Here is an 18,708-nt window from a genome sequence, read left to right on the forward strand (position 1 = left end):
GAGGCAGACCGGCGCAATGCCGGTGCCGTCACGGCGTCAGGTCGAGTTCAGGATAGTGGCGGAAGATGCCATCCTCATTGAAGGCCAGCCGCCTTTTTGATCCCAGGTAGGTGGCGATGTTGGGTCGGGCGGAGACGGCGTCGTGCAAAGCATTGAGGCCGGGATAGTTGCTGTCGTGAGCTTTCATTGCCTTAGGGAAGGCATAGCGAAGACCCTCGATAACCTGGAACAAGGACAGGTCGACATAACTCAGGGCTTTGCCGATGATATGGCGCGATCCTTCAGGATTCTGGTGCAGCACCTGCTCGAAATAGCCTAGAAATTTTGGGATCCGCTCGCATATGAAGGCTTTCGTGCGCGCCTTTGCCACGTCCTTCTGATCCTCGTAATAAAGTGAGGTCGCAATCGGGTGATGAGTATCGTGCACCTCCGCCACGAGATCGGTAATCGTGAGCTGCAGGCCGTTGGCAACGTGGCGCAGCTTGTCATCGGCAGGCACAAGGCCGAGCTTCGGGCCGAGATAGAATAGGATGTTGGCCACATGAGAGACGATCAGGTCACCATCCCTGAGGAAGGGCGGTGCAAACGGTATGTGGGGCTCGCTCCTGCTCTTCATAAGTTCAAGCATGGCGCCCGTGCCCATGCCCCGGCCGGGTTCGCGGGCAACATCGATATACTTGATCCCAGCTTCTTCCAAAGCCAGGCGAACAAACTCGCCCCGGCCCTGAATTCCATCCCAGTAGTAAAGTTCATAGGCCATCGTTGCCCTCCCGGTAGCCATTGACCCAGTTTGGGAACCATTGCACCTGGATCGATCAGTGATGGGAATGATGATCGTTACGCTTGCGCGTTGCGGCTGCCTTCTTGGCCGATGCGGAGCGCTCGGCAGCTGAACGCGATGCTGATGCAGCGCCACCCTTGCGTCCACCCTTCTCGGATGACTGGTGGGTGTCCTTCTTGCCGCGGCCGGATCCGGATTTATTGCCCCCACCGCTCTCCTTGTTGACTGTTGCCCAGGCTCGACGTTCGGCCTCCTTGGCGGAGACACCGCGGTCCTCGTACCCTTCCTCGATGTGTTCGGCCTTGCGCTTTTGCTTGTCCGTATAAGCAGATTTATCGCCTTGTGGCATGATCGCCTCCATGTATTTGGTTAAGAGGCAACTTTCTGGCGATCGAAAAGTTCCCGTCGCCGGGAAGGGAGCGGATCGTCCGGTAACCGCTACTTGTGATAGTATTTGCGGGAAACAGCGATCACCTTGCTGAGGGTGGTCAGCCCTAAGGGAGCGGCACGGGTCGCAGGAAAGAACAGCACCACCATGTTGTCGATCGCGTAAACAAGGATGAGAGCCAGCGCGAGATAGGCGACAGTTATCACGACGAGTGCGGTCATCTCAGCCTCACATGGGCGCTACGAGGAGGTAGCAACTCGCTACGGCCAGCGAAAGAAGGATAGCGTCGAAATAGCTTCTGCTCATGGCGATTTCTCCAGTTGCCGCTATGAACAGCCGAAGCGGATTTTGGTTCCATCGCCCAGAGCTGCCTCCGCAGATTTTCTGCGAGGTCCAAACAGTACACGCTCATCTATACGGTCTCTCCCCCAAAAGCGCCGCTCACGCCTCACGGAAATCTATAGAACAGAAGCAATGCAATCATGTGACGAAGGCGTCACGCATGCCGCCTTCTGCGTCTGATTCAAAGGGGTTACATCGATTTGCCGTTGGTCGCCTTTTTCCGGGGCGCAACCTTTGTGGGCGAAGCCGTCTTCGGAATGGAGACAGTGCGCTTGCGCGTCTTGACCTCCTTGCCGTCAACCGATGCTGCCGAGTCTTCGAGCGAAAGACGCTCTGTCCGGGCCTGTTCCCAATGAGCGATTTCTCGCCCCGCGGGATGCCCTTCATCTTCCCAAAGCGCATAGGCGCGCTTCCTGATCCACTCGTCCCGAGTTTCTATCATCGCCGATCTCCAGTCACGGTAAAGCCCGTTGCGTAATTAGATCCTAATATTCAGACTTCCAGACGACGCGGAATCTTTCAAGCGTTATTTGACGCATTGCAAAAGTAATTTCGCATTGCACCATTGGGTGGGCGAATTGACTTCGATGCCATGGGTCACCGAATGTTTGTATCGCTGGTCCGACCGAAAGATCGGTCACTTCACGCCGATTGAACGTTGCAGCTTTGACGTTATAGTTCAGCTCAATGTTTTATCTCATATCGACCTACTGGCCTCATATTCTGTTCATTGTTTCGCTGGCTATGGGAGCGGCAGCAGCGATCCATGCCGCGATGACCAAGGAAGAGGTCAGGGCTGCAATCGGCTGGGTCGGTGTCATTATTCTCTCCCCGATCATTGGTGCTGTTCTTTACGCGATCGCCGGCATCAACAGGATTCGGCGGGCGTCGCTCAGCCTCCGGCGTGATGCCCTGATCCCGGAAGCGGACCTCGATGAACTGGAAAGCTTCGACGCCGATACAGAAATCGTCATCAGCGGCTTCGGGCGTCGTTTTGCTGCCCTGCAGACGCTCGGGGACCGGGTTGCACGAAATCCTCTGGCAACCGGCAACACGATCGACATGTTGGAGACGGGCGACGACTGCTATGCCGCCATGAAATCCGCGATCGAAAATGCTGAGCGCAGCATCCTGCTGGAGACCTACATCTTCGACCGCGACCAGATCGGGGTGAGGATTGCCGACGCGCTGATCGATGCCGTCAAGCGCGGCGTCGAGGTCCGCGTCCTGATCGATGCCGTCGGCGCCCGCTATTCCGTGCCGAGCATCCTCGGCTACCTCGCCAGTGGCGGTGTGACCGTCTCGGTTTTCAACGGCAATGTGATCATGGGATTGCGCCTGCCTTACGCGAACCTTCGCACCCACCGCAAGATCCTGATCGTCGACGGCCGCATCGCCTTGACGGGGGGCATGAATATCCGGGCCGGGTTCACGCGCGAAATGAGCGGAGACGATTTCGCGCGCGATACCCATTTCAGCGTAACCGGACCTGTTGTCGCCGATCTCCTCAACGTGGCCGCAGAGGACTGGCGCTTCACGACGGGCGAGGTCCTGCAGGGCGAAGCATGGCGGACGGCGATGCCGGAGAGGAACCCGGGCGACCCGGTCTTCATCCGCGTAGTGGCGTCCGGCCCCGACAGAAGCATCGAAACGAACCACAAGATGCTGATGGGCGCATTCTCCATCGCCCGCAAATCGATCCGCATCATGTCGCCCTACTTCCTGCCGGACCGGGAACTGATCAGTGCTTTGGCAACTGCGGCCCGGCGCGGCGTAGAGGTCGATATCGTCGTCCCCTCTGTCAACAACCTCGTCCTCGTCGATCGGGCGATGACGGCACAGTTCGACCAGATCCTCAGCAGCTATTGCCGGATCTGGCGCTCCAGCGGCGCCTTCAGTCACTCCAAGCTTCTGTCGATCGATGGGGTCTGGTCCTATGTCGGATCCTCGAACCTCGACCCGAGATCGCTGCGATTGAATTTCGAGATCGACCTCGAGGTGCTAAACGAAGGCTTCGCCAACGAGATCGATGAGCATATCGACGAGGCTATTAAGGCGGCGTATCCCGTCTCATTGGAGGGACTGCGTTCACGCCCGTTCCTGGTGCGGCTGCTTGAGAAGGTCCTTTGGCTCGGGTCGCCATACTTGTAGCAAATTTCTGGGGTGAGAACGGTGGCAACTTAAGGTGCCGGGCCTATAATCCTGACAGAGCCCCTTCGATCAACGGAGCCCGCGCGAACTCCGATGCATGCCAGAAACTCTAGTCTGCCCGCCAAAATTCTTTCCTCGATCCGTAATCGAAATAAGCGGCTCGATGCAGCGCATCTGGAGCAAGAGCCGCGATCCGAAGGCACGCTAATTGCCTCCTACAACGTCCACAAGTGCATCGGAAACGACCGGCGCTTCGACCCAGAGCGCACCAGCCGCGTCATCCATGAAATCGATGCCGATGTCATTGCGCTGCAGGAGGCCGATACGCGTTTTGGCGAAAGGACAGGTATCCTGGATCTTGGCCGGCTGGAGCGGGAGACAGGATTAATACCGGTTCCGGTTAATGGCATGGCGAAGGCCCACGGCTGGCATGGCAATGTCGTGTTGTTCAAGAGGGGGCTGGTGCGGGATGTCCACCAGATTAACCTGCCGGGGTTGGAGCCACGCGGTGCACTTGTCGCCGAGCTTGATCTCGAGAATGGCGGAGCCTTGCGGATCATCGCAGCGCATTTCGGGCTGCTACGCCACTCGCGGGCCCAGCAGGCGAAGATGCTGGTCGAACTAATGGCAGACAAGAGCGAGGTCCCGACCATTCTGCTCGGTGATCTGAATGAATGGCGACTTGGTGACCGATCGTCGCTCCACACTTTTCAGTCCGCCTTCGGCCCGCAGCCCATGGCCGTGCCGAGCTTTCCTGCGCGTCTTCCCCTTCTGGCACTCGATCGTATCATGGCGAACCGAGGAGGTGTTGTGACAGCCGTTGAGGCCCATGATACGCCGCTTGCCCGTGTCGCCTCTGATCACCTACCCGTCAAGGCGGTGGTTAATCTCAAGCGGGTAGAGGAGCTCAGCGCAAAAGGCTGATCGCGCTTGTCCCGCTCGGACGCCGCGATCACTTGACACTGCCCGCCGCCATGGCAGGCTCTGCTCATCTCGACACAGGGAGGTGAACGGTGGTGGAAGTGGCCGGGGGTTGGCAGGACAAGAGCGCATCAGGGCGCTTTGCGTCGACGACAAAAGCTTTTTTGATGGCAAAGCTGATTGCATGTCTGATCCTCGGCATCGTCGCCGGAATTTCTTCAGGGGCCGCGATGGCCGCGAACCCACTTCCACAGACACAGGCATCCAAGGAACAGGTCCGCAAGCTGATTGAAACCATCGGAAAACACTATGCTGTTGCCGATAACCTCCGCGATCGCCGGCAGGCCTTCGAGAATCTGATGGAGTCCACTCCTGAGCCAACACGCGTGCAAATCCGATCCGTCGACGCGGGCGGAATCGACGCCCAGCTCATTTGGCCGGCACGGTTGCACCATCCTTTGGGCCGGCGCGCCATCCTTTATCTTCATGGCGGAGGTTTCTACAGTGGCTCGTTGCGAACCCACCGAGCCATAGCAGGATCGCTTGCGAAGGCGGCCTCAGCCGACGTTCTTCTGATTGACTACCGCCTAGCGCCCGACAGTCCATATCCGGCTCAGATCGATGACGCACTCAATGCATATAGATGGCTGCTCGACTCCGGATACGAGAGCGACAACGTCGTCGTTGTCGGTGATTCAGCTGGCGGCAATTTGGCGATCGAGGCCACGCTGCGTCAAATGCGGGTGAGGGGGCCGCTGCCCGCGGCCGTGGTCGCACTGAGCCCGATCACGGATCTCGCAGCCACAGGAGCATCCCTGGCGAGAAACACTGGTCACGACCCCTTGATCAACACCGCGGAACTTGACCGTATTCGCGGGGCCTACCTCGCAACGCGATCTCCTTCCGATCCCATGGCATCGCCACTTTATGCCGATCTGACCGGATTTCCGCCACTGCTGTTGCAGGTTGGATCTGATGAAGCGCTTCTGGACGATACCCTACGGCTAGCCGAGAAGGCGAAGTTAGCCGGCGTGGACGTCCAGGCAGAAGTCTGGCCAGGCATGATTCACCAGTGGCAACTGTTCCCCTCTCTGCTCGATGGTGCAAGGCAATCAAACCAAAGGATTGCAGACTACGCGATCGAACATTTCGCCGACAGGCCAAAGCAATAAGAGAACTATTGGAGAGGGTGGATTCGAACTCCGATAGAGTGCCGCTCACGAGCTCCACCCGCGCCCGCCTGCCTAACTTTCCTCGCGCCCGTCCCGGCGATGAGCTGGTTGGGCCTTTGCCTGATCGCCATTCATTTGCGCGCAACAGCACCTGACGCGCGAATACGTCGCGCAGTATCACTGGTTTTTGCGCTTACGATTCCGCTATTCTGGTCGCGCCTCGTAGTTGCTGCGTTCAATGACACGATCCTCCACATTGACGCACAGCTTGTCGGCTGGCTGATCGGCACTACCACCACCGGGAATGTCGTGCCATTGGCCGATGGTTCCGGGTCAATTTTCTTTGCGCCGGGCGGCTCATCGATGGCCAAGTCGCTTGCCGCCGTGAGTGCTGCGGTTTTCCTCAATCTTCGCAGTGGCCTTTGGTCCGCTTCCACGTTTGTCTGGACCGCAGCGAGCTTGGCCACAGTTGTCGCTATTCTGACACGCATTGGCCTGATCGGGATCTACCCTCAGCAATTCGATTTGATTCACAGCCTCGGTGCAACCGTCGCTGGATGTCGTACGGTGTTGGCCATCGTTTCTATCGGCTACCACAAGGTTGGCCAAGATGTGCCTTTGAACCGCTAGAATCGTTTTGCCAGTGCTCCTGGCCGCAACTCTTGCCGGTAAGGATTTGTGCCAGGGCCGTTGCCTATCTGGAGGGACGGGCCTCCATTCCGCGGATCCTCATTCGTCTAAGACATGGACGTCGGCAACACGAGGCCCATGCCAAGTGCGCTTTGCAACCGTCGCTCCGGAAGGTTGGCCCCAAACGATCAGCGTCGCGCAGACAACCCACACGGATAAGCATCTCACTTACGCCTACAATGGTGTTTTACGACCAGCAGCCAGTGCTGCGCACCAAACTCGAAACTATCGCCGGCGGACCATACGATTTTGGATCCGTTGCGCCCCGGTGTCTAACTCCAGGATCCGAGCTTAGAGATTGTAGCCTTGAACGCTCGCTACTGTACCGTAGCTCCTATCGCCGCCGATGGCTGAACCGTCGGTACCGTCGCCCTATGGACGGCCACCGCCAGGAGGATCTCATCGGGTTCCGTCGCTGCTCGCTCACATGCGTGGCGTTGCCGGTGTCACCCTTGCATATTGATAGGCTGTTGATGGAAGACGGCCTCGCGGTCCCCGCACACTCACTTCGGAACGTCTCTCGTAACAATGACATCCGCGCCGCGGACACTTCCAGTCAACTGCGTGGTGTCCCCCGACATAACAACGCCGAAGACGTAAAGCATCATCGCCAGTACTGCCACAAGGGCAAGCACCGAGGCGTTCAAGAACGCGGGCGAAGAGAAGGTCTGATTTTTGTCACTCATGTCGCTCTTTCCGTTGCTACGGAAGTTCAACGTGCTTTCTCATGGAGCGTTCCCACCCTAGGACTTAGGTCTGTCTCCATTCAGATTTCGATTGTACTGGGATGTGGGCGATTCCTGCCAGCCCAACAGTTGCTTGTTCACTGCTATATTTGGATTGTCCAGGATCCGGCCCTTTTTCTGGCGATTGTCGGCATGAGACGTGAACGCCAAGGAAACCTGAACCATACGCATTTCGCTCAGATAGCAGGTTTTACTGGTCATCCGCCCATGACTGGGTTCAACGGGATCGTCGATGACCAAGTCTCATGGCCAGGCCGACAGAGACGGCGACATCGTCGTATAAACCACGGAATACGACGTGGCGACTCGGATGTGGTTGCTGGGTGCTGCGGAGCATCTGGCAGAAACCCAGTGTTTTAAAGGACACTCACTCTTAACGTTCAGCCGACCGGGAAGCGGCCGCCCGAGTGGCGCCCAAATCATTGTCGCCGACGGCCGGTCGAGCGCCTTCACTTCGACGCAATCTTTGGCGGCCACAATCATGCTGGCGCACCGGAAGGAACGCGGGACCGCTGGGCATTTTGATACCGCCTTGCCGGCGCCGGGTCGCGTAAGCTGTGCGGACGTCGTGCTGTAGAAGTAACTGACGACCGACTTTGCCTCCAAGATTCCTGCTTTGCAATGCGCCTGGACGCCTCCCCACAGGAGAATGTCGATAGTGCCAAGTGCCTCCGGGTCTGCCATTCAAGCGACCAGTTCAATCAGGGCTTCAGGGGCGCATTCGAAAGCGTATGCATTTAGAAACTGAAGACGCCAGAACAAGCCTTTCAACTTGGATCAGCGCTGCTTCGGCGCACACGGCGTCCCGGTTGGCGCACACCACCTTGATCTGACCTGCAGCAATCCCTCACCTCGCGACAACAGCAAGCTCGACGCGGCGTCGAGGCATGCCACCAACTCACTTGAGCGGCGTTCGCCATCAATAAGCATTGCTTGGCTGGCTTCCCAGCCGGTCCCGTCCCTGCGGACAAATAGCGTAGGTCGGTGTCAGCTCGTTCAAGAAGTCCGAATGGTTGCAAGCGTGATCGTCGGCATTGCCTCGAAAACGAGACGGCAGAAAAGTTCTCGCAGCGCCGACTTTGGATTGCTGAAGCGATGTCTGATGATCGTCGCGAGTGCCTGGTAGCTGGCGTAACGCGCCATCATTTAGCCAAGTCCAAGCAAGGTGGGCGCAGAAACCATTGCGGAACGTTTCCACCCACCGGCTACTTGCCGCCGGTCGAAACGTCGCATGAGCAACACATCTTCGCCGGCAACTTGCGTGAGCTGTACCGGTGCGACATGATGCCGGCTAAAGCCACCAGCCGCATCGCGATAAACTCCGCCTTTCACGACGCTATAGATGTTTGCCTGGCTGGAAAACCTGGCGATGTATTTTTAGTGACCCTCCCTCGATCAAGGCTTTCGACCGCGCTCACCGATCGAACTTCCGTGTTGCAGCGCTGCGTCCGCCGGGTCATCCAATGAGTTGTGAAATGCAGATCAATGTCTGACATCTTCCGCGCGAAGGCGATCGATCGCGTCGATTGCTTCTTCGGCAGACCACCCAGCTCGCACTGCAGCGGCAACAAGGCGCGCTTCGGTCTCCAACTCAAGCGAAAAATACAACCCTTCAAGGGCTTCCTTCGCGGTGACGATGTGTTCTTCGTTTGAAGCAACATCTGAAACTCTGGCAGTCAAAGGCACGGCTGAATCCTTTCCTTGACGAGTTTTACAGTTTTTTCGACGGGAGGAGGCTAGCGCCTCGAAAGACAGTGCGTTGTCAACGATGCTTTGTTCCCGCATCTAATAAATTGCGCGCTCTGTCTCGCCTGACCGGTCAACAGCGCTTTGTCTGATAAAATCCGGAGCTTCAGTGTGCCAAACCTGTTGCCTCCTGGCAATCATGTCGCTGACATACAGCCAAAGCGTTCGGCTGCGGCTTTGAAATCCGCGGTGCAGATCCCTCGACGTCGGATACCGTTTCAGCAAGCGCGATGATCCCGCGTCCTCTCGAACGCGCTGCTCCCAGTCCTACCGGCGCCATTTCTAGACCGGGATGTCAATGAATGCGGTTTCCTGTATCTCCGCCTGTTTGCCTCACCTCGCGTCCTGCCCGGCTGTTGGTCCTGCCTGGCCGGGCAGTCCCGCAACGGCTTCGCCGTCCTCCACGTCCGTTTCGGCCCTTCGGGTGCAGGACTGCGCTCGGTGCCCGGCTTTCGGACCGCCGTAGCAGGTCGCGATGGTCGCGACCTCAAACGGAGGTTTCAACATGAGCAGGCAACCCATTCACCAACGGTCCGATCTTTACAGCCGCATCACCGACAAGATCATCGCCGAGCTCGAACAGGGCGTGCGGCCCTGGATGCAGCCCTGGACCACAGCCAATGCAACCGACCGGATCACCCGGCCGCTGCGCCACAACGGTGAACCCTATTCCGGCATCAATGTCCTGCTCCTCTGGTCCGAGGCGATTGCCCGCGGCTTTACGTCTCCGACCTGGATGACCTTTCGCCAGGCCCTCGAATTCGGTGCCGCCGTCCGCAAGGGCGAGACCGGCACGACCGTCGTCTTTGCCAGCTCCTTCATCCGCACCGAAACCAGTGACGGCGGCCAGGAGATCGAACACGACATTCCCTTCCTCAAGGCCTACACCGTCTTCAACGCCGACCAGATCACCGGACTGGACCAACGCTTTCGTCGGATCACCACGACCGACGAGCCGATCACCCGCATTGCCCATGCCGACCGGTTCTTCGCCAACACTGGCGCCCTGATCCGACATGGCGGGTCGTCGGCCTATTATGTGCCATCCCGCGACCATATCCAGATGCCCGCTTTCGATGCCTTCCGCGATGCCGCCTCCTATGTCGCCATCCTCAGCCACGAACTGACGCACTGGACGGCTGCGCCGCATCGACTGAACCGCGACCTGAGCCGCTATGCCAAGGACAACAGCGAGCGGGCCCGCGAGGAACTGATTGCCGAACTCGGCAGCTCCTTCCTCTGCGCCGATCTCGGCATCGTGCCCGAACTCGAACCACGGCCCGATCATGCACGCTACCTTGCCTCCTGGCTGCAGGTTCTGGCAAACGACAAGCGTGCCATCTTCGTTGCTGCCGGACATGCACAGCGCGCCGTCACCTACCTGCACCACCTGCAGCCGGAGGACACTGACCTTAACGACAACGACGAAGGGGAGGCGGCGTGAGCCGCTGCCTGCCTTGACGCTCTCACACGGCAAGCAATCTCGTCCTGTAACCTCGGGACTGTCGGTGACGCAACCCGGGTCAAGTGTTCGTGATAGCCCTCCCATATGCCTTGTGGCGCAGCATTTTCTTGCTCGGTAAACAGAAAGAGATCGTCAGGCCGGGGGAACCAACACATGAATATTGCCAAGATGTCCGTCGCGAGCGGCTTGCTGATCGGATTGGCGGCCATGATGTCTGCCTGCACGAGCACCCGCAATCCTAGTCAACCTGATTATCAGTACCAACCGCGCACCTCGGTAAACCCGGCCTGCGCAGACGGCTTCAGGCCTAGCAACGACCGCTCATGCAGTTACTGACACGTTTGATCCGGGACGAGGCGGGCGCGACAGCAAACGCGCGAATGGTGTTCAGTGATGCAGTCAAGGACGGGCAATGAGCTGCGATCGCTGGTCCTCATTCCCATGTCGAGGGCATTCCAAAGAAAGCTTCCATCGACCGCTTACCTACCGCTAGAAGTGTACTTCAAGTAAAATCTTGCAACCTTGAGAATTTATGCCATTATCTTAGCTGCTATTCTTCGGGGGCGGCCATGAATGGTGAACGCGTCGATGACATTGCTGTTGGGAGGACAGACTATACAGGCCTTGACATAGGTACTGTTTATAGCAAAGTCCCGAGAGTTTACGCGGTATATTCGAATTCCGACCGCGTGATGATCCAGTACGCAGACGATGAGAGCCTCGCCACGGAGCAAAGATTGGCACTCGCTCATCTCGCGCCCCTTCGAGGTGAAATCAACGGTTTGATAGATGGCTGGAGAAGCCCCAGGACGGTGGGGTCCGAGACTGGCCCAACCCATCGCGCAAGCGCAGGCGACGCCCGCGCGAAAAGATATGACCGCCGTACAGCTGACGCCTTGATCGTTGCACTGCAGGGCGATCAAGCGAGTGCTCTGGTCCTCCTAGAGGCAATTAAGAGAGAGATCGTTGAAGAGCGCACTTCGACCGGCCGCGTTCAGTATGTGGTGACGGCGGGTTTCGTCGCGCTGGCCATCTTCTGTCTTTTTTGGGCGTTCAATGATCTCAATTTTCCAAGGTTCGTGTCCCGGAACAACACCTGGATGGCGACGAGCATTGGGTGTCTCGGCGCATTTTTCTCAATCGCCATCGGGATAAGGGGGAGGACGATCCAGACCGACCTACGGCTTCGCGACAATCTCGTAGACGCCGGTTTGCGAATAGTCATCGGGGCAATTTCTGCGGTCGTACTCTTCGCTTTATTCCGAAGCGAACTATTCAAACTCACATTGGGCGAATCCGGTCCTATCACTCTTTGTATCGCAGGGGCCGAGTGCACGCCCCCACAGATCGATGTTGCGATAATTGTCGCCTTCCTGGCAGGGTTCTCGGAGCGCCTTGTTGGAAATCTTCTCGATACCCGGCTCGTTTCGCCACTTGGGGAAAGTCCAGCGATCGTTCAGCCAGTCGTGGCCAAGGTGGATCCCGCCCGACCTGCAGCAGACGAAAGGAACCCGCGCGGGTTGACAGCGCCTCCACGGGTTTCCCGTTCAACTGCAGCACCGACTGATGACGACTTTAACGGTCAGGTGGATTCCTGCCTCTGCGACGTCGATCTGGAGGACGGAGAGATTACTGAGGATATAAACTTGCCCAAGGCTTCCGGAGGTGTCGAGAAGTCGTCAGTGCACTGAGGAGGGACGCATGGTTTACTCATTGACCTGGCTGCCCGAAGTCCTTCGTCAAGCAGGACTGAAAGTTGCGGAAACCAATGGCTGGGCAAGTCGTGGCACCTCTGAAATGGGGCGCGTCCGTGGCGTCATCTGTCACCACACCGGATCCATCGGGCCCGGCAACATGCCGACCTTGAATGCCTTGACTCAGGGTCGGGGCGGCAATCATCCACTGGCCGGACCGCTCGCCCAGTTGGGCCTCGGGGTCGATGGAACATACTACATGGTTGCCGCTGGGAAAGCCAACCATGCCGGCCCGGGTGAGTGGAGGGGTATCAGGACAGGCAACTCAAGCTTCATCGGGATAGAAGCAGAGAATTCGGGTACGCCCGGCGCACAGTGGCCAGACTGGCAGATGGATGCTTATCGACGTGGAGTGGCCGCGATCTTAAACCGCATCGGGGAGACCTCCGACATGTGCTGCGGCCACAAGGAATACGCACTTCCTCATGGCAGAAAGCCAGACCCGTTGTTCAACATGGACCTGTTTCGCGATGGCGTCAAAAGCGTCATGTGTGGCACGGCCATCCTCCGGCCGCCCGTTCCTGCTTTCGATGCATTTTCGGGGCATCGAACCTTGGAGCGAGGAGCGCGGGGCTGCGATGTTATACAGGTCCAACGTGCCGTCGGTGCTGATCAGGACGGTAAGTTTGGTCCGGTGACAGAAGCTGCAGTGCGGTGCTTTCAAGATAGATATGGCCTTCGGCCTGACGGAATTGTTGGACCGCTTACCTGGTCGAAGATCGACGAACTGCCACAACCGATCGCTCTTGCAACTGGAATGACCGATGCTGCCAATGATACTTTGCCCGAGGGGGTCCGGCGCCTGCTCGATCTCGTCGGTGAGGCAGAAGCGCCGGGCGGATATGATGTGTTGTTTGGCAACAACCAACGCAAGCTGCCAAGACCCTTGAGCAGCATGAGCTTGGGCGATGTTATTCTAAGCGGTGCGAACCGGCGCAGAATGTTCAGGTCGCCCGCGTGCGGCCGTTATCAGTTCATGACGACAACACTGATGCGCTTGCGCGACACAATGCACCTTTCAGGGCGGGAGACCTTCGATCCTGCCCTTCAGGATCAGCTCGGGTTCACATTGCTGAAGCTTCGCGGGTATGAGCGGTTCATCTCGCGTAAGATCTCGGTGGTCGATTTCGGTTTGGGACTTGCTCAAGAATGGGCCTCATTCCCTGTCCTGCAAGCCCGGCAAGGCGCACACAGGACAGTTAGGCGAGGTGAGACCTTCTACGCGGGTGACGGCATGAACAAGGCACTCGTGGCTCCAGAAACTGTCGAACAATTGCTGGAAAGTCTTCTGGAATCTGAACCGTCCAGTCGCGCTGCCTGACTATCACAAAGCGAACGCTTGTTCGGGTACGAGGCGTTGGAGGAAACATGTCGAACCGGCAGTTGACGACGAATGTTGGAGGAACGAGTAGCGATGGAGCTGCAATAGCGAAGGACGCGGCAGGCGAAGAGTCCGCGTCACAAGCCGCCCAGCAGCCGACACGACGATCAGATCCAAATGACAACCGCGTTTTTGTGGGCGACCGGGCCTATCTGACAAGACAGCAAACGAGCGGAGACGAGAAAAGAATTCTCGATATCCTGCCTGACATTCCTGATTTGAGAGACAGGATCTATCAGCCCCATCTGCGCTCGTTGCAAGCCGGGATCTATCCGACAATTGCGTTTCCGGTGAGGGACCAGGGAAAATCGCCACGTTGCGTAGGCTATGCTCTGGCACATGTGATAGACGTCCTTCGTCATCAGACCGTCAGCGCAACTCCACGAGAACGCGTCAGCGCGAGAATGCTCTATGAAATGGGTCTGCGAAATGACGAATGGGCAGACAGTCCCCACGACGGTTCTTCCCTGCGCGGGGCACTCAAGGGATTTTTCCGCAACGGGGTTTGCAAGGAAGGCCCGACCGACAAGATAAAGAAAGACTGGCTGCTGACATACGAGCTGGCAAAGGAAGCGACGGAAACGCGTCTCGGTGCCTATTTTAGGCTCCAGCCCGACATCAGTGACTATCACGCGGCCTTAAACGAGGTCGGAGGAATTTACGCTTCGGCCCAGATTCATGGTGGCTGGCTCAAACCATCCAACGGCTACATAACGCCCGACGGTGCTCCCATTGGCGGGCATGCCTTTGCTATCGTGGGCTATGACGCCGAAGGATTCTGGATCCTGAATTCCTGGGGCGAGAAATGGAGCAGGGAGGGGCTGGCACACTGGGCCTATTCGGACTGGGCCGCAACAATTATGGATGCGTGGGTGTTACAACTCGGCGCGCGCGCTCCGTCCGCCTTCAATGCTTTGCCGAAATCATCTCCGACCAGCCGGTCCGGTCTCTTCGGCATCAACGAGCCCACACGCGCCGATATCCTCGGCCATTTCCTCAACATCGATGACGGCAAGCTTGTCGTAACAGGCAAGTACGCGTCACCGAAGGAAGATGAAATGGCAGAGACCGTCAAACGACTTACCATAAAAGAGTCCAACAACGGTAAGGGCTACCCGCATTTGATGATTTACGCCCACGGTGGCCTCAACTCAACGGTGGACGAGGCACGTCGTATCTCGGCATGGAAGCGCGCAAATATCTTCGGACGAAACTCGATCTACAACTTTCACCTGATGTGGGCTTCCGATTTCCTCGACGAGGCGTTCGGCGCGATGTCATCGGCAACTTCCGGACTTGCAGGAGCTGGTTTTTCGGATTGGCTCTTCGAAGCTGGACCCGGCAAATATTACGGCAATCGCGCATGGCGAAACATGAAGGGTGACGCAGAAGCAGCATTCAGCGGCCGCAAAGAATATGACGGCGGATTCCAAGGCCTCGAACCGCTGCTTCGAGGCCTGGACAACGCGGAACTCCGTCCAAAAATTCACTTGGTCGGGCACAGTGCCGGGTCAATCGTTCTTGGCCGGCTGATTACCGCTTTGGGAAGGTTCAAGCTCAAGAACCTCACGATCGACAGTGTGCATCTGATGGCTCCAGCCTGCACGACAGAGTTCTTCAATGAACATTATGGAAAGCTCTTAAAGGGAACGTCGGCGCTTAGGTTAAACGGCAAAATCCACCTTTATATGATGAGTGACGATCTTGAGAAGAGAGACACCGTCGAGGCTGGTATCCCCTTAACACCACGCTACAGCCATTCCCTGCTATATCTCGTCTCGCGAGCATACGAAGAACAGCCACACACGCCGGTCGCGGGGATGGAAATTTATGGAGCGAAGATAGACAAAAACGCTAGGCTGATCGTGGACAAATCGACGTCACAGCAAACGATGTCTCGGTCCCACGGCGGCTTTGATAATGACGCGGCAACGCTTACGACGATAATCGAAAGAATCAACGGTACGCGACCCAGTGAGGATGTAGCGCCGCGTGATGATGAATTGCGGGGGTACTGAAAAGGTCGTCTGCGATACGGCCAACACAGCTGACCTTGGCGCGTTGGCAAGCGCCCATTGAATGACGGCCTGTTGACAGTATGCGTGGCGGGTGTGGCTTCAGTTTTGTCTGTCCCGTGCTTGTTTGCGGCAGGCCCAACGAGCAAGGCCATCACCCTTGGAGTAGGCTGCGTTCTCTACTGCTTGCCAGTTTTGGGCGTATCGGACCGCAAAGCCATGGACGCCCCATTCCTGGTATTGGTCCACGTGCGTTAATTCATGAGCCCATGCGGAAGCAGTTGCAGCCGCTTGCGCGTCGCGAAACACAACCACATCAATCAGCGTCACGGCGTCAGCAAATCCACCATGTTCCAATATGGTGGCAAGATTGAAAGAGCCCACGTCACCAATCCGGTATCGGACATGGTTCATTGAAGCTTCGGTCGAGTAACCGGTAAGCTGTTTGCGAATATCTGGCGGGATCGGCAACGATCCTTTTGTTGCGACATCTCGACTTTTGACAAGGACGCCTTCTAGGATTGGGCCGGCGAGCTTCGTGGCCTGAATTTCGTTTAGCGCACCAAAGACACTGTATATGGCGGCTGCCATCGTGCTCGATCTGGCCTGTAAACCAAGCCCCGGTTGCGGATGAGAATTTCCGGTTGGGCCGAAGTCCGCTGAACCGCTACAAGCGTAGACGCAAGAGGAAGTCGCGGCGGCGGTCATCGCGAAAATGAAAGTCGCAAAGATACGTCGAGGAACGAACGGACGTTGCATCGCCAGCCTCTCAAGTCCGCCATATACTATACGATAGGCAAATAATATGCATTCGGCTGGTTCAGGCCTTGGCAACCGTCTGATTTCTACCGCAGCGAAACCCTGAAAACCAATACGAGTTCAACGACGTCATCAGCGACGTGTCTTGGCCACGTAGACGATGCGTGTCGAGAAGGGCCACGGTTGCGGATGCTCACGCCGCAACGGGCAAAGACCCGAGTAGGGATAAACGCGCAGCCAAGCCTGCGTCACCACACCAGAACAATGGAGACTAGGTTCTGCCGATATCGACGATGGCTTTCAAGACCTTCCGGAAAATCATTATGATCGACGCGGCACCTAGGGCGATCGCTGCAACTCCAGTTTGCTGCGTCGAAAACTGAGGATTAAGGAAATCGAACGAGGGATGATGTCCCAGGGAGTGGTGTAGCTCGGGCGATCGTCGAGCTTTCCGGACAGGGCCGGGAACGGGTCAACTTGCTGCGGGCAAGTTGATGAGCGGATCATCACTCATTGTGGCGATCGTCTCAAGTGTCATGTAGCGCGAGCGCTGAACGGCCCACTCATCATTTTGCTCCAGTAGCAAAGCGCCGACGAGTCTGACGATGGCACCGTCGTTGGGAAAGATGCCGACCACCTCGGTCCTTCGCTTGATTTCTTCCATTCAATCGCTCAATCGGGTTCGTGCTGTGCAGCTTGGTCCAGTGCTGCTTGGGAAAGGTCATGTAGGCGAGCACATCTTCCTCGGCGCTGTCCATGAGACCAGCGAGCTTCGGCACTTTCGGCCTGATCTGATCGGCGACGTTGCGCCACTGTTGGCTGGCGGCTTCCGGGGTGTCTTGGGCAAAGGCCGTCGCAATGAAGGCCGAGACCACGCGTCGGCCGCTCTTGCCGGCATGCGCCAGGGCATTGCGCATGAAGTGAACGCGGCATCTTTGCCAGGTAGCGGAAAGCACCTTGGAGACGGCCGCTTTGATGCCCTCGTGTGCATCGGAGACAACGAGTTTGACGCCCCGCAAGCCACGCCGGGTGAGCTTGCGTAGAAACTCTGTCCAGATCGGTTCTGCCTCAGAAGTGCCGATTTCCATGCCAAGCACCTCGCGACGACCATCGGTGTTGACACCGACGGCGATGATGACGGCGACAGAGACGATACGGCCACCACGCCGAACTTTGAGGTAGGTCGCATCGATCCACAAATACGGCCAGTCGCCCTCAATCGGCCGGTCAAGGAAGGCTTTGACTTTGTCGTCTATCTCCTCGCAGAGCCGCGAGACCTGGCTCTTGGAGATACCACTCATGCCCATCGCCTTGACCAGATCGTCTACTGAGCGGGTCGAGACACCCTGGATGTAAGCCTCCTGGATCACGGCCGTCAGAGCCTTTTCGGCCATCCGGGGCGGCTCAAGAAAGCTCGGAAAGTAACTGCCGGTGCGAAGTTTGGGAATCCGCAGTTCGACGGTGCCAGCTCGGGTCTCCCAGTCGCGATCGCGATATCCGTTACGCTGAGCAAGTCGAAAGTCATTCTTCTCGCCGTAGGCCGCACCGGTCTTCGCGCCAACCTCCAGCTCCATCAACTTCTCGGCAGCAAAGCCAATCATCTCGCGCAGCAAATCCGCATCAGCGCTCTTCTCAACAAGCGAGCGCAGGTCCATCATGTCATTGGTCATCGGTGATCTTTCCATCAGGTTGTGCTTGAACAACCCAACCCTACCGGAAAAAGCCGATGACCACCGCTATCCTCCTACACCACCTCTCGGGACATCATGAACGAGGTTGCTCCAACGCCTGGGGCTGCCATGAGCAATATCCCACCGTAAATGCAGCCAAGTCCAAAAACGGTGGCGAGCACCGAAACGGTTACCAGCGCCGATTTGCGTTTTTCATTGCGCCTGGTGTCTTTGCCAGGTGTTTGTTCAAGATCGGGTTCGCGTCCCGAGAGTCTTGCTTCAATGACAACCCAACCTATTCGAATAGCGGTAATGTGTACCTTGCTGTTCTGTTTCGCATCACTCCAGAATTCTTCTGTCCCCCACCCAAGTGATTTCATCCTGTCTGCAAACAGGGATCGAGGAGCGCGACCGATCGACATGCAACCTTGAAAAGGAACGCCGGCGTATGCCACCTTCGCTCCTGCTTTGCGTCGCTGGCATTATCCAGATAGGTTTGAGCCTGGCGCAACGCGACGTTAAGTGCCGCAATTGCTCGTCGGACTGTTTCCTCATCCTGATCCGCTCGCCGAAATTGCCCTGCCCAACGAACCAAGGCTGCGGGGAATTGATCTATGGAGCCGTTCTCGAGGTGGTCCCTGTTCATGAAAGCTACCAGAATGAACACAACCAGAAAATATCATGCATGCCTAGAGAGAGACAGCCGTCGTTTGACATGGACGATTGA

At 57.4% G+C, this 18,708-nt stretch carries 17 protein-coding genes and 1 pseudogene; 9 read left to right on the top strand and 9 right to left on the bottom strand.

All coding sequences use genetic code 11. The features are described 5' to 3' along the window. Nucleotides 1-28: 28 nt before the first annotated feature. The 4 genes from RGCCGE502_RS28055 to RGCCGE502_RS28065 form a co-directional block, all read right to left on the bottom strand. Nucleotides 29-760, bottom strand: a complete 732-nt coding sequence (locus RGCCGE502_RS28055) for a glutathione S-transferase (RefSeq protein ID WP_016557597.1) — start codon at nucleotides 758-760, stop codon at nucleotides 29-31. Between the two features lie 55 nt (nucleotides 761-815). Further along, entirely contained in the window at nucleotides 816-1,130 is a 315-nt protein-coding gene (locus RGCCGE502_RS28060) for a hypothetical protein (RefSeq protein ID WP_016557598.1), read from the bottom strand. A gap of 89 nt (nucleotides 1,131-1,219) precedes the next feature. Further along, nucleotides 1,220-1,390 carry a hypothetical protein gene (locus tag RGCCGE502_RS37565; protein ID WP_019280324.1) on the bottom strand — a complete coding sequence of 57 codons (171 nt, stop codon included), beginning with the start codon at nucleotides 1,388-1,390 and terminating at the stop codon, nucleotides 1,220-1,222. 311 nt (nucleotides 1,391-1,701) lie between these two features. Next, nucleotides 1,702-1,953 (bottom strand): DUF2934 domain-containing protein, encoded by a 252-nt coding sequence (locus RGCCGE502_RS28065; protein ID WP_016557599.1) that lies wholly within the window; start codon nucleotides 1,951-1,953, stop codon nucleotides 1,702-1,704. A 245-nt stretch (nucleotides 1,954-2,198) separates the two neighbouring features. Here RGCCGE502_RS28065 and RGCCGE502_RS28070 point away from each other — a divergent pair, with 245 nt between their 5' ends. The 4 genes from RGCCGE502_RS28070 (at nucleotide 2,199) to RGCCGE502_RS28085 (ending at nucleotide 6,385) form a co-directional block, all read left to right on the top strand. Beyond that, nucleotides 2,199-3,662: a phospholipase D-like domain-containing protein gene (locus RGCCGE502_RS28070; protein WP_016557600.1), complete on the top strand. Its 1,464-nt coding sequence runs from the start codon at nucleotides 2,199-2,201 to the stop codon at nucleotides 3,660-3,662. A 93-nt stretch (nucleotides 3,663-3,755) separates the two neighbouring features. Next, nucleotides 3,756-4,586: an endonuclease/exonuclease/phosphatase family protein gene (locus RGCCGE502_RS28075; protein WP_016557601.1), complete on the top strand. Its 831-nt coding sequence runs from the start codon at nucleotides 3,756-3,758 to the stop codon at nucleotides 4,584-4,586. Nucleotides 4,587-4,813: 227 nt separating this feature from the next. After that, a complete protein-coding gene (locus RGCCGE502_RS28080; protein WP_425327246.1) occupies nucleotides 4,814-5,755 on the top strand; it encodes an alpha/beta hydrolase in 942 nt (313 codons plus the stop codon). A gap of 99 nt (nucleotides 5,756-5,854) precedes the next feature. Further along, on the top strand, nucleotides 5,855-6,385 hold the full coding sequence (locus tag RGCCGE502_RS28085; RefSeq protein WP_141652431.1) for a hypothetical protein: 531 nt from the start codon (nucleotides 5,855-5,857) through the stop codon (nucleotides 6,383-6,385). 563 nt (nucleotides 6,386-6,948) lie between these two features. Here the strand turns inward: RGCCGE502_RS28085 and RGCCGE502_RS28090 are convergent. Then, nucleotides 6,949-7,131 (bottom strand): hypothetical protein, encoded by a 183-nt coding sequence (locus RGCCGE502_RS28090; protein WP_016557604.1) that lies wholly within the window; start codon nucleotides 7,129-7,131, stop codon nucleotides 6,949-6,951. A gap of 1,155 nt (nucleotides 7,132-8,286) precedes the next feature. On the opposite strand from RGCCGE502_RS28090, the gene RGCCGE502_RS36855 reads away from it, so the two are divergent. Further along, complete coding sequence (locus RGCCGE502_RS36855; RefSeq protein ID WP_141652432.1) at nucleotides 8,287-8,658, top strand: hypothetical protein; 372 nt, start codon at nucleotides 8,287-8,289, stop codon at nucleotides 8,656-8,658. Between the two features lie 15 nt (nucleotides 8,659-8,673). Here the strand turns inward: RGCCGE502_RS36855 and RGCCGE502_RS35810 are convergent, their stop codons facing one another. Continuing rightward, complete coding sequence (locus tag RGCCGE502_RS35810) at nucleotides 8,674-8,976, bottom strand: hypothetical protein (protein WP_439332352.1); 303 nt, start codon at nucleotides 8,974-8,976, stop codon at nucleotides 8,674-8,676. Nucleotides 8,977-9,442: 466 nt separating this feature from the next. Here RGCCGE502_RS35810 and RGCCGE502_RS28105 point away from each other — a divergent pair, with 466 nt between their 5' ends. From RGCCGE502_RS28105 to RGCCGE502_RS28120, 4 genes are all read left to right on the top strand, one after another. Continuing rightward, the gene (locus RGCCGE502_RS28105) at nucleotides 9,443-10,381 is read left to right on the top strand and encodes an ArdC family protein (protein WP_019280736.1); all 939 of its coding nucleotides are present in this window, start codon (nucleotides 9,443-9,445) and stop codon (nucleotides 10,379-10,381) included. 590 nt (nucleotides 10,382-10,971) lie between these two features. Further along, on the top strand, nucleotides 10,972-12,093 hold the full coding sequence (locus RGCCGE502_RS28110) for a transmembrane protein (RefSeq protein ID WP_016557607.1): 1,122 nt from the start codon (nucleotides 10,972-10,974) through the stop codon (nucleotides 12,091-12,093). Between the two features lie 10 nt (nucleotides 12,094-12,103). After that, on the top strand, nucleotides 12,104-13,477 hold the full coding sequence (locus RGCCGE502_RS28115; RefSeq protein WP_016557608.1) for an N-acetylmuramoyl-L-alanine amidase: 1,374 nt from the start codon (nucleotides 12,104-12,106) through the stop codon (nucleotides 13,475-13,477). Between the two features lie 47 nt (nucleotides 13,478-13,524). Next, nucleotides 13,525-15,555: a C1 family peptidase gene (locus RGCCGE502_RS28120; RefSeq protein WP_016557609.1), complete on the top strand. Its 2,031-nt coding sequence runs from the start codon at nucleotides 13,525-13,527 to the stop codon at nucleotides 15,553-15,555. A 99-nt stretch (nucleotides 15,556-15,654) separates the two neighbouring features. Here the strand turns inward: RGCCGE502_RS28120 and RGCCGE502_RS28125 are convergent, their stop codons facing one another. The 3 genes and pseudogenes from RGCCGE502_RS28125 to RGCCGE502_RS28135 all read right to left on the bottom strand — a co-directional run bounded on the left by RGCCGE502_RS28125 (nucleotide 15,655) and on the right by RGCCGE502_RS28135 (nucleotide 18,436). Beyond that, a complete protein-coding gene (locus tag RGCCGE502_RS28125; protein ID WP_114714808.1) occupies nucleotides 15,655-16,311 on the bottom strand; it encodes an eCIS core domain-containing protein in 657 nt (218 codons plus the stop codon). A 472-nt stretch (nucleotides 16,312-16,783) separates the two neighbouring features. Continuing rightward, nucleotides 16,784-17,981, bottom strand: a pseudogene (locus RGCCGE502_RS28130) (IS256 family transposase). Nucleotides 17,982-18,055: 74 nt separating this feature from the next. Beyond that, nucleotides 18,056-18,436, bottom strand: coding sequence for a DUF3040 domain-containing protein (locus tag RGCCGE502_RS28135; RefSeq protein ID WP_141652433.1), 381 nt, complete (start codon nucleotides 18,434-18,436; stop codon nucleotides 18,056-18,058). Nucleotides 18,437-18,708 lie beyond the last annotated feature (272 nt).

Origin of the sequence: Rhizobium grahamii CCGE 502, assembly GCF_000298315.2 — a bacterium.
Lineage (GTDB): Bacteria > Pseudomonadota > Alphaproteobacteria > Rhizobiales > Rhizobiaceae > Rhizobium > Rhizobium grahamii.

What these genes read in the sequence shown, in the direction of transcription:
- RGCCGE502_RS28105 (WP_019280736.1), top strand. Translation starts at nt 9,443, where the DNA reads ATGAGCAGGCAACCCATTCACCAACGGTCCGATCTTTACAGCCGCATC.
- RGCCGE502_RS28110 (WP_016557607.1), top strand. Translation starts at nt 10,972, where the DNA reads ATGAATGGTGAACGCGTCGATGACATTGCTGTTGGGAGGACAGACTAT.
- RGCCGE502_RS35810 (WP_439332352.1), bottom strand. Translation starts at nt 8,976, where the DNA reads ATGCGGGAACAAAGCATCGTTGACAACGCACTGTCTTTCGAGGCGCTA.
- RGCCGE502_RS28090 (WP_016557604.1), bottom strand. Translation starts at nt 7,131, where the DNA reads ATGAGTGACAAAAATCAGACCTTCTCTTCGCCCGCGTTCTTGAACGCC.
- RGCCGE502_RS37565 (WP_019280324.1), bottom strand. Translation starts at nt 1,390, where the DNA reads ATGACCGCACTCGTCGTGATAACTGTCGCCTATCTCGCGCTGGCTCTC.
- RGCCGE502_RS28055 (WP_016557597.1), bottom strand. Translation starts at nt 760, where the DNA reads ATGGCCTATGAACTTTACTACTGGGATGGAATTCAGGGCCGGGGCGAG.
- RGCCGE502_RS28115 (WP_016557608.1), top strand. Translation starts at nt 12,104, where the DNA reads ATGGTTTACTCATTGACCTGGCTGCCCGAAGTCCTTCGTCAAGCAGGA.
- RGCCGE502_RS28120 (WP_016557609.1), top strand. Translation starts at nt 13,525, where the DNA reads ATGTCGAACCGGCAGTTGACGACGAATGTTGGAGGAACGAGTAGCGAT.
- RGCCGE502_RS28080 (WP_425327246.1), top strand. Translation starts at nt 4,814, where the DNA reads ATGGCCGCGAACCCACTTCCACAGACACAGGCATCCAAGGAACAGGTC.
- RGCCGE502_RS28075 (WP_016557601.1), top strand. Translation starts at nt 3,756, where the DNA reads ATGCATGCCAGAAACTCTAGTCTGCCCGCCAAAATTCTTTCCTCGATC.
- RGCCGE502_RS28060 (WP_016557598.1), bottom strand. Translation starts at nt 1,130, where the DNA reads ATGCCACAAGGCGATAAATCTGCTTATACGGACAAGCAAAAGCGCAAG.
- RGCCGE502_RS28070 (WP_016557600.1), top strand. Translation starts at nt 2,199, where the DNA reads ATGTTTTATCTCATATCGACCTACTGGCCTCATATTCTGTTCATTGTT.
- RGCCGE502_RS28125 (WP_114714808.1), bottom strand. Translation starts at nt 16,311, where the DNA reads ATGCAACGTCCGTTCGTTCCTCGACGTATCTTTGCGACTTTCATTTTC.
- RGCCGE502_RS36855 (WP_141652432.1), top strand. Translation starts at nt 8,287, where the DNA reads ATGTCTGATGATCGTCGCGAGTGCCTGGTAGCTGGCGTAACGCGCCAT.
- RGCCGE502_RS28065 (WP_016557599.1), bottom strand. Translation starts at nt 1,953, where the DNA reads ATGATAGAAACTCGGGACGAGTGGATCAGGAAGCGCGCCTATGCGCTT.
- RGCCGE502_RS28085 (WP_141652431.1), top strand. Translation starts at nt 5,855, where the DNA reads ATGAGCTGGTTGGGCCTTTGCCTGATCGCCATTCATTTGCGCGCAACA.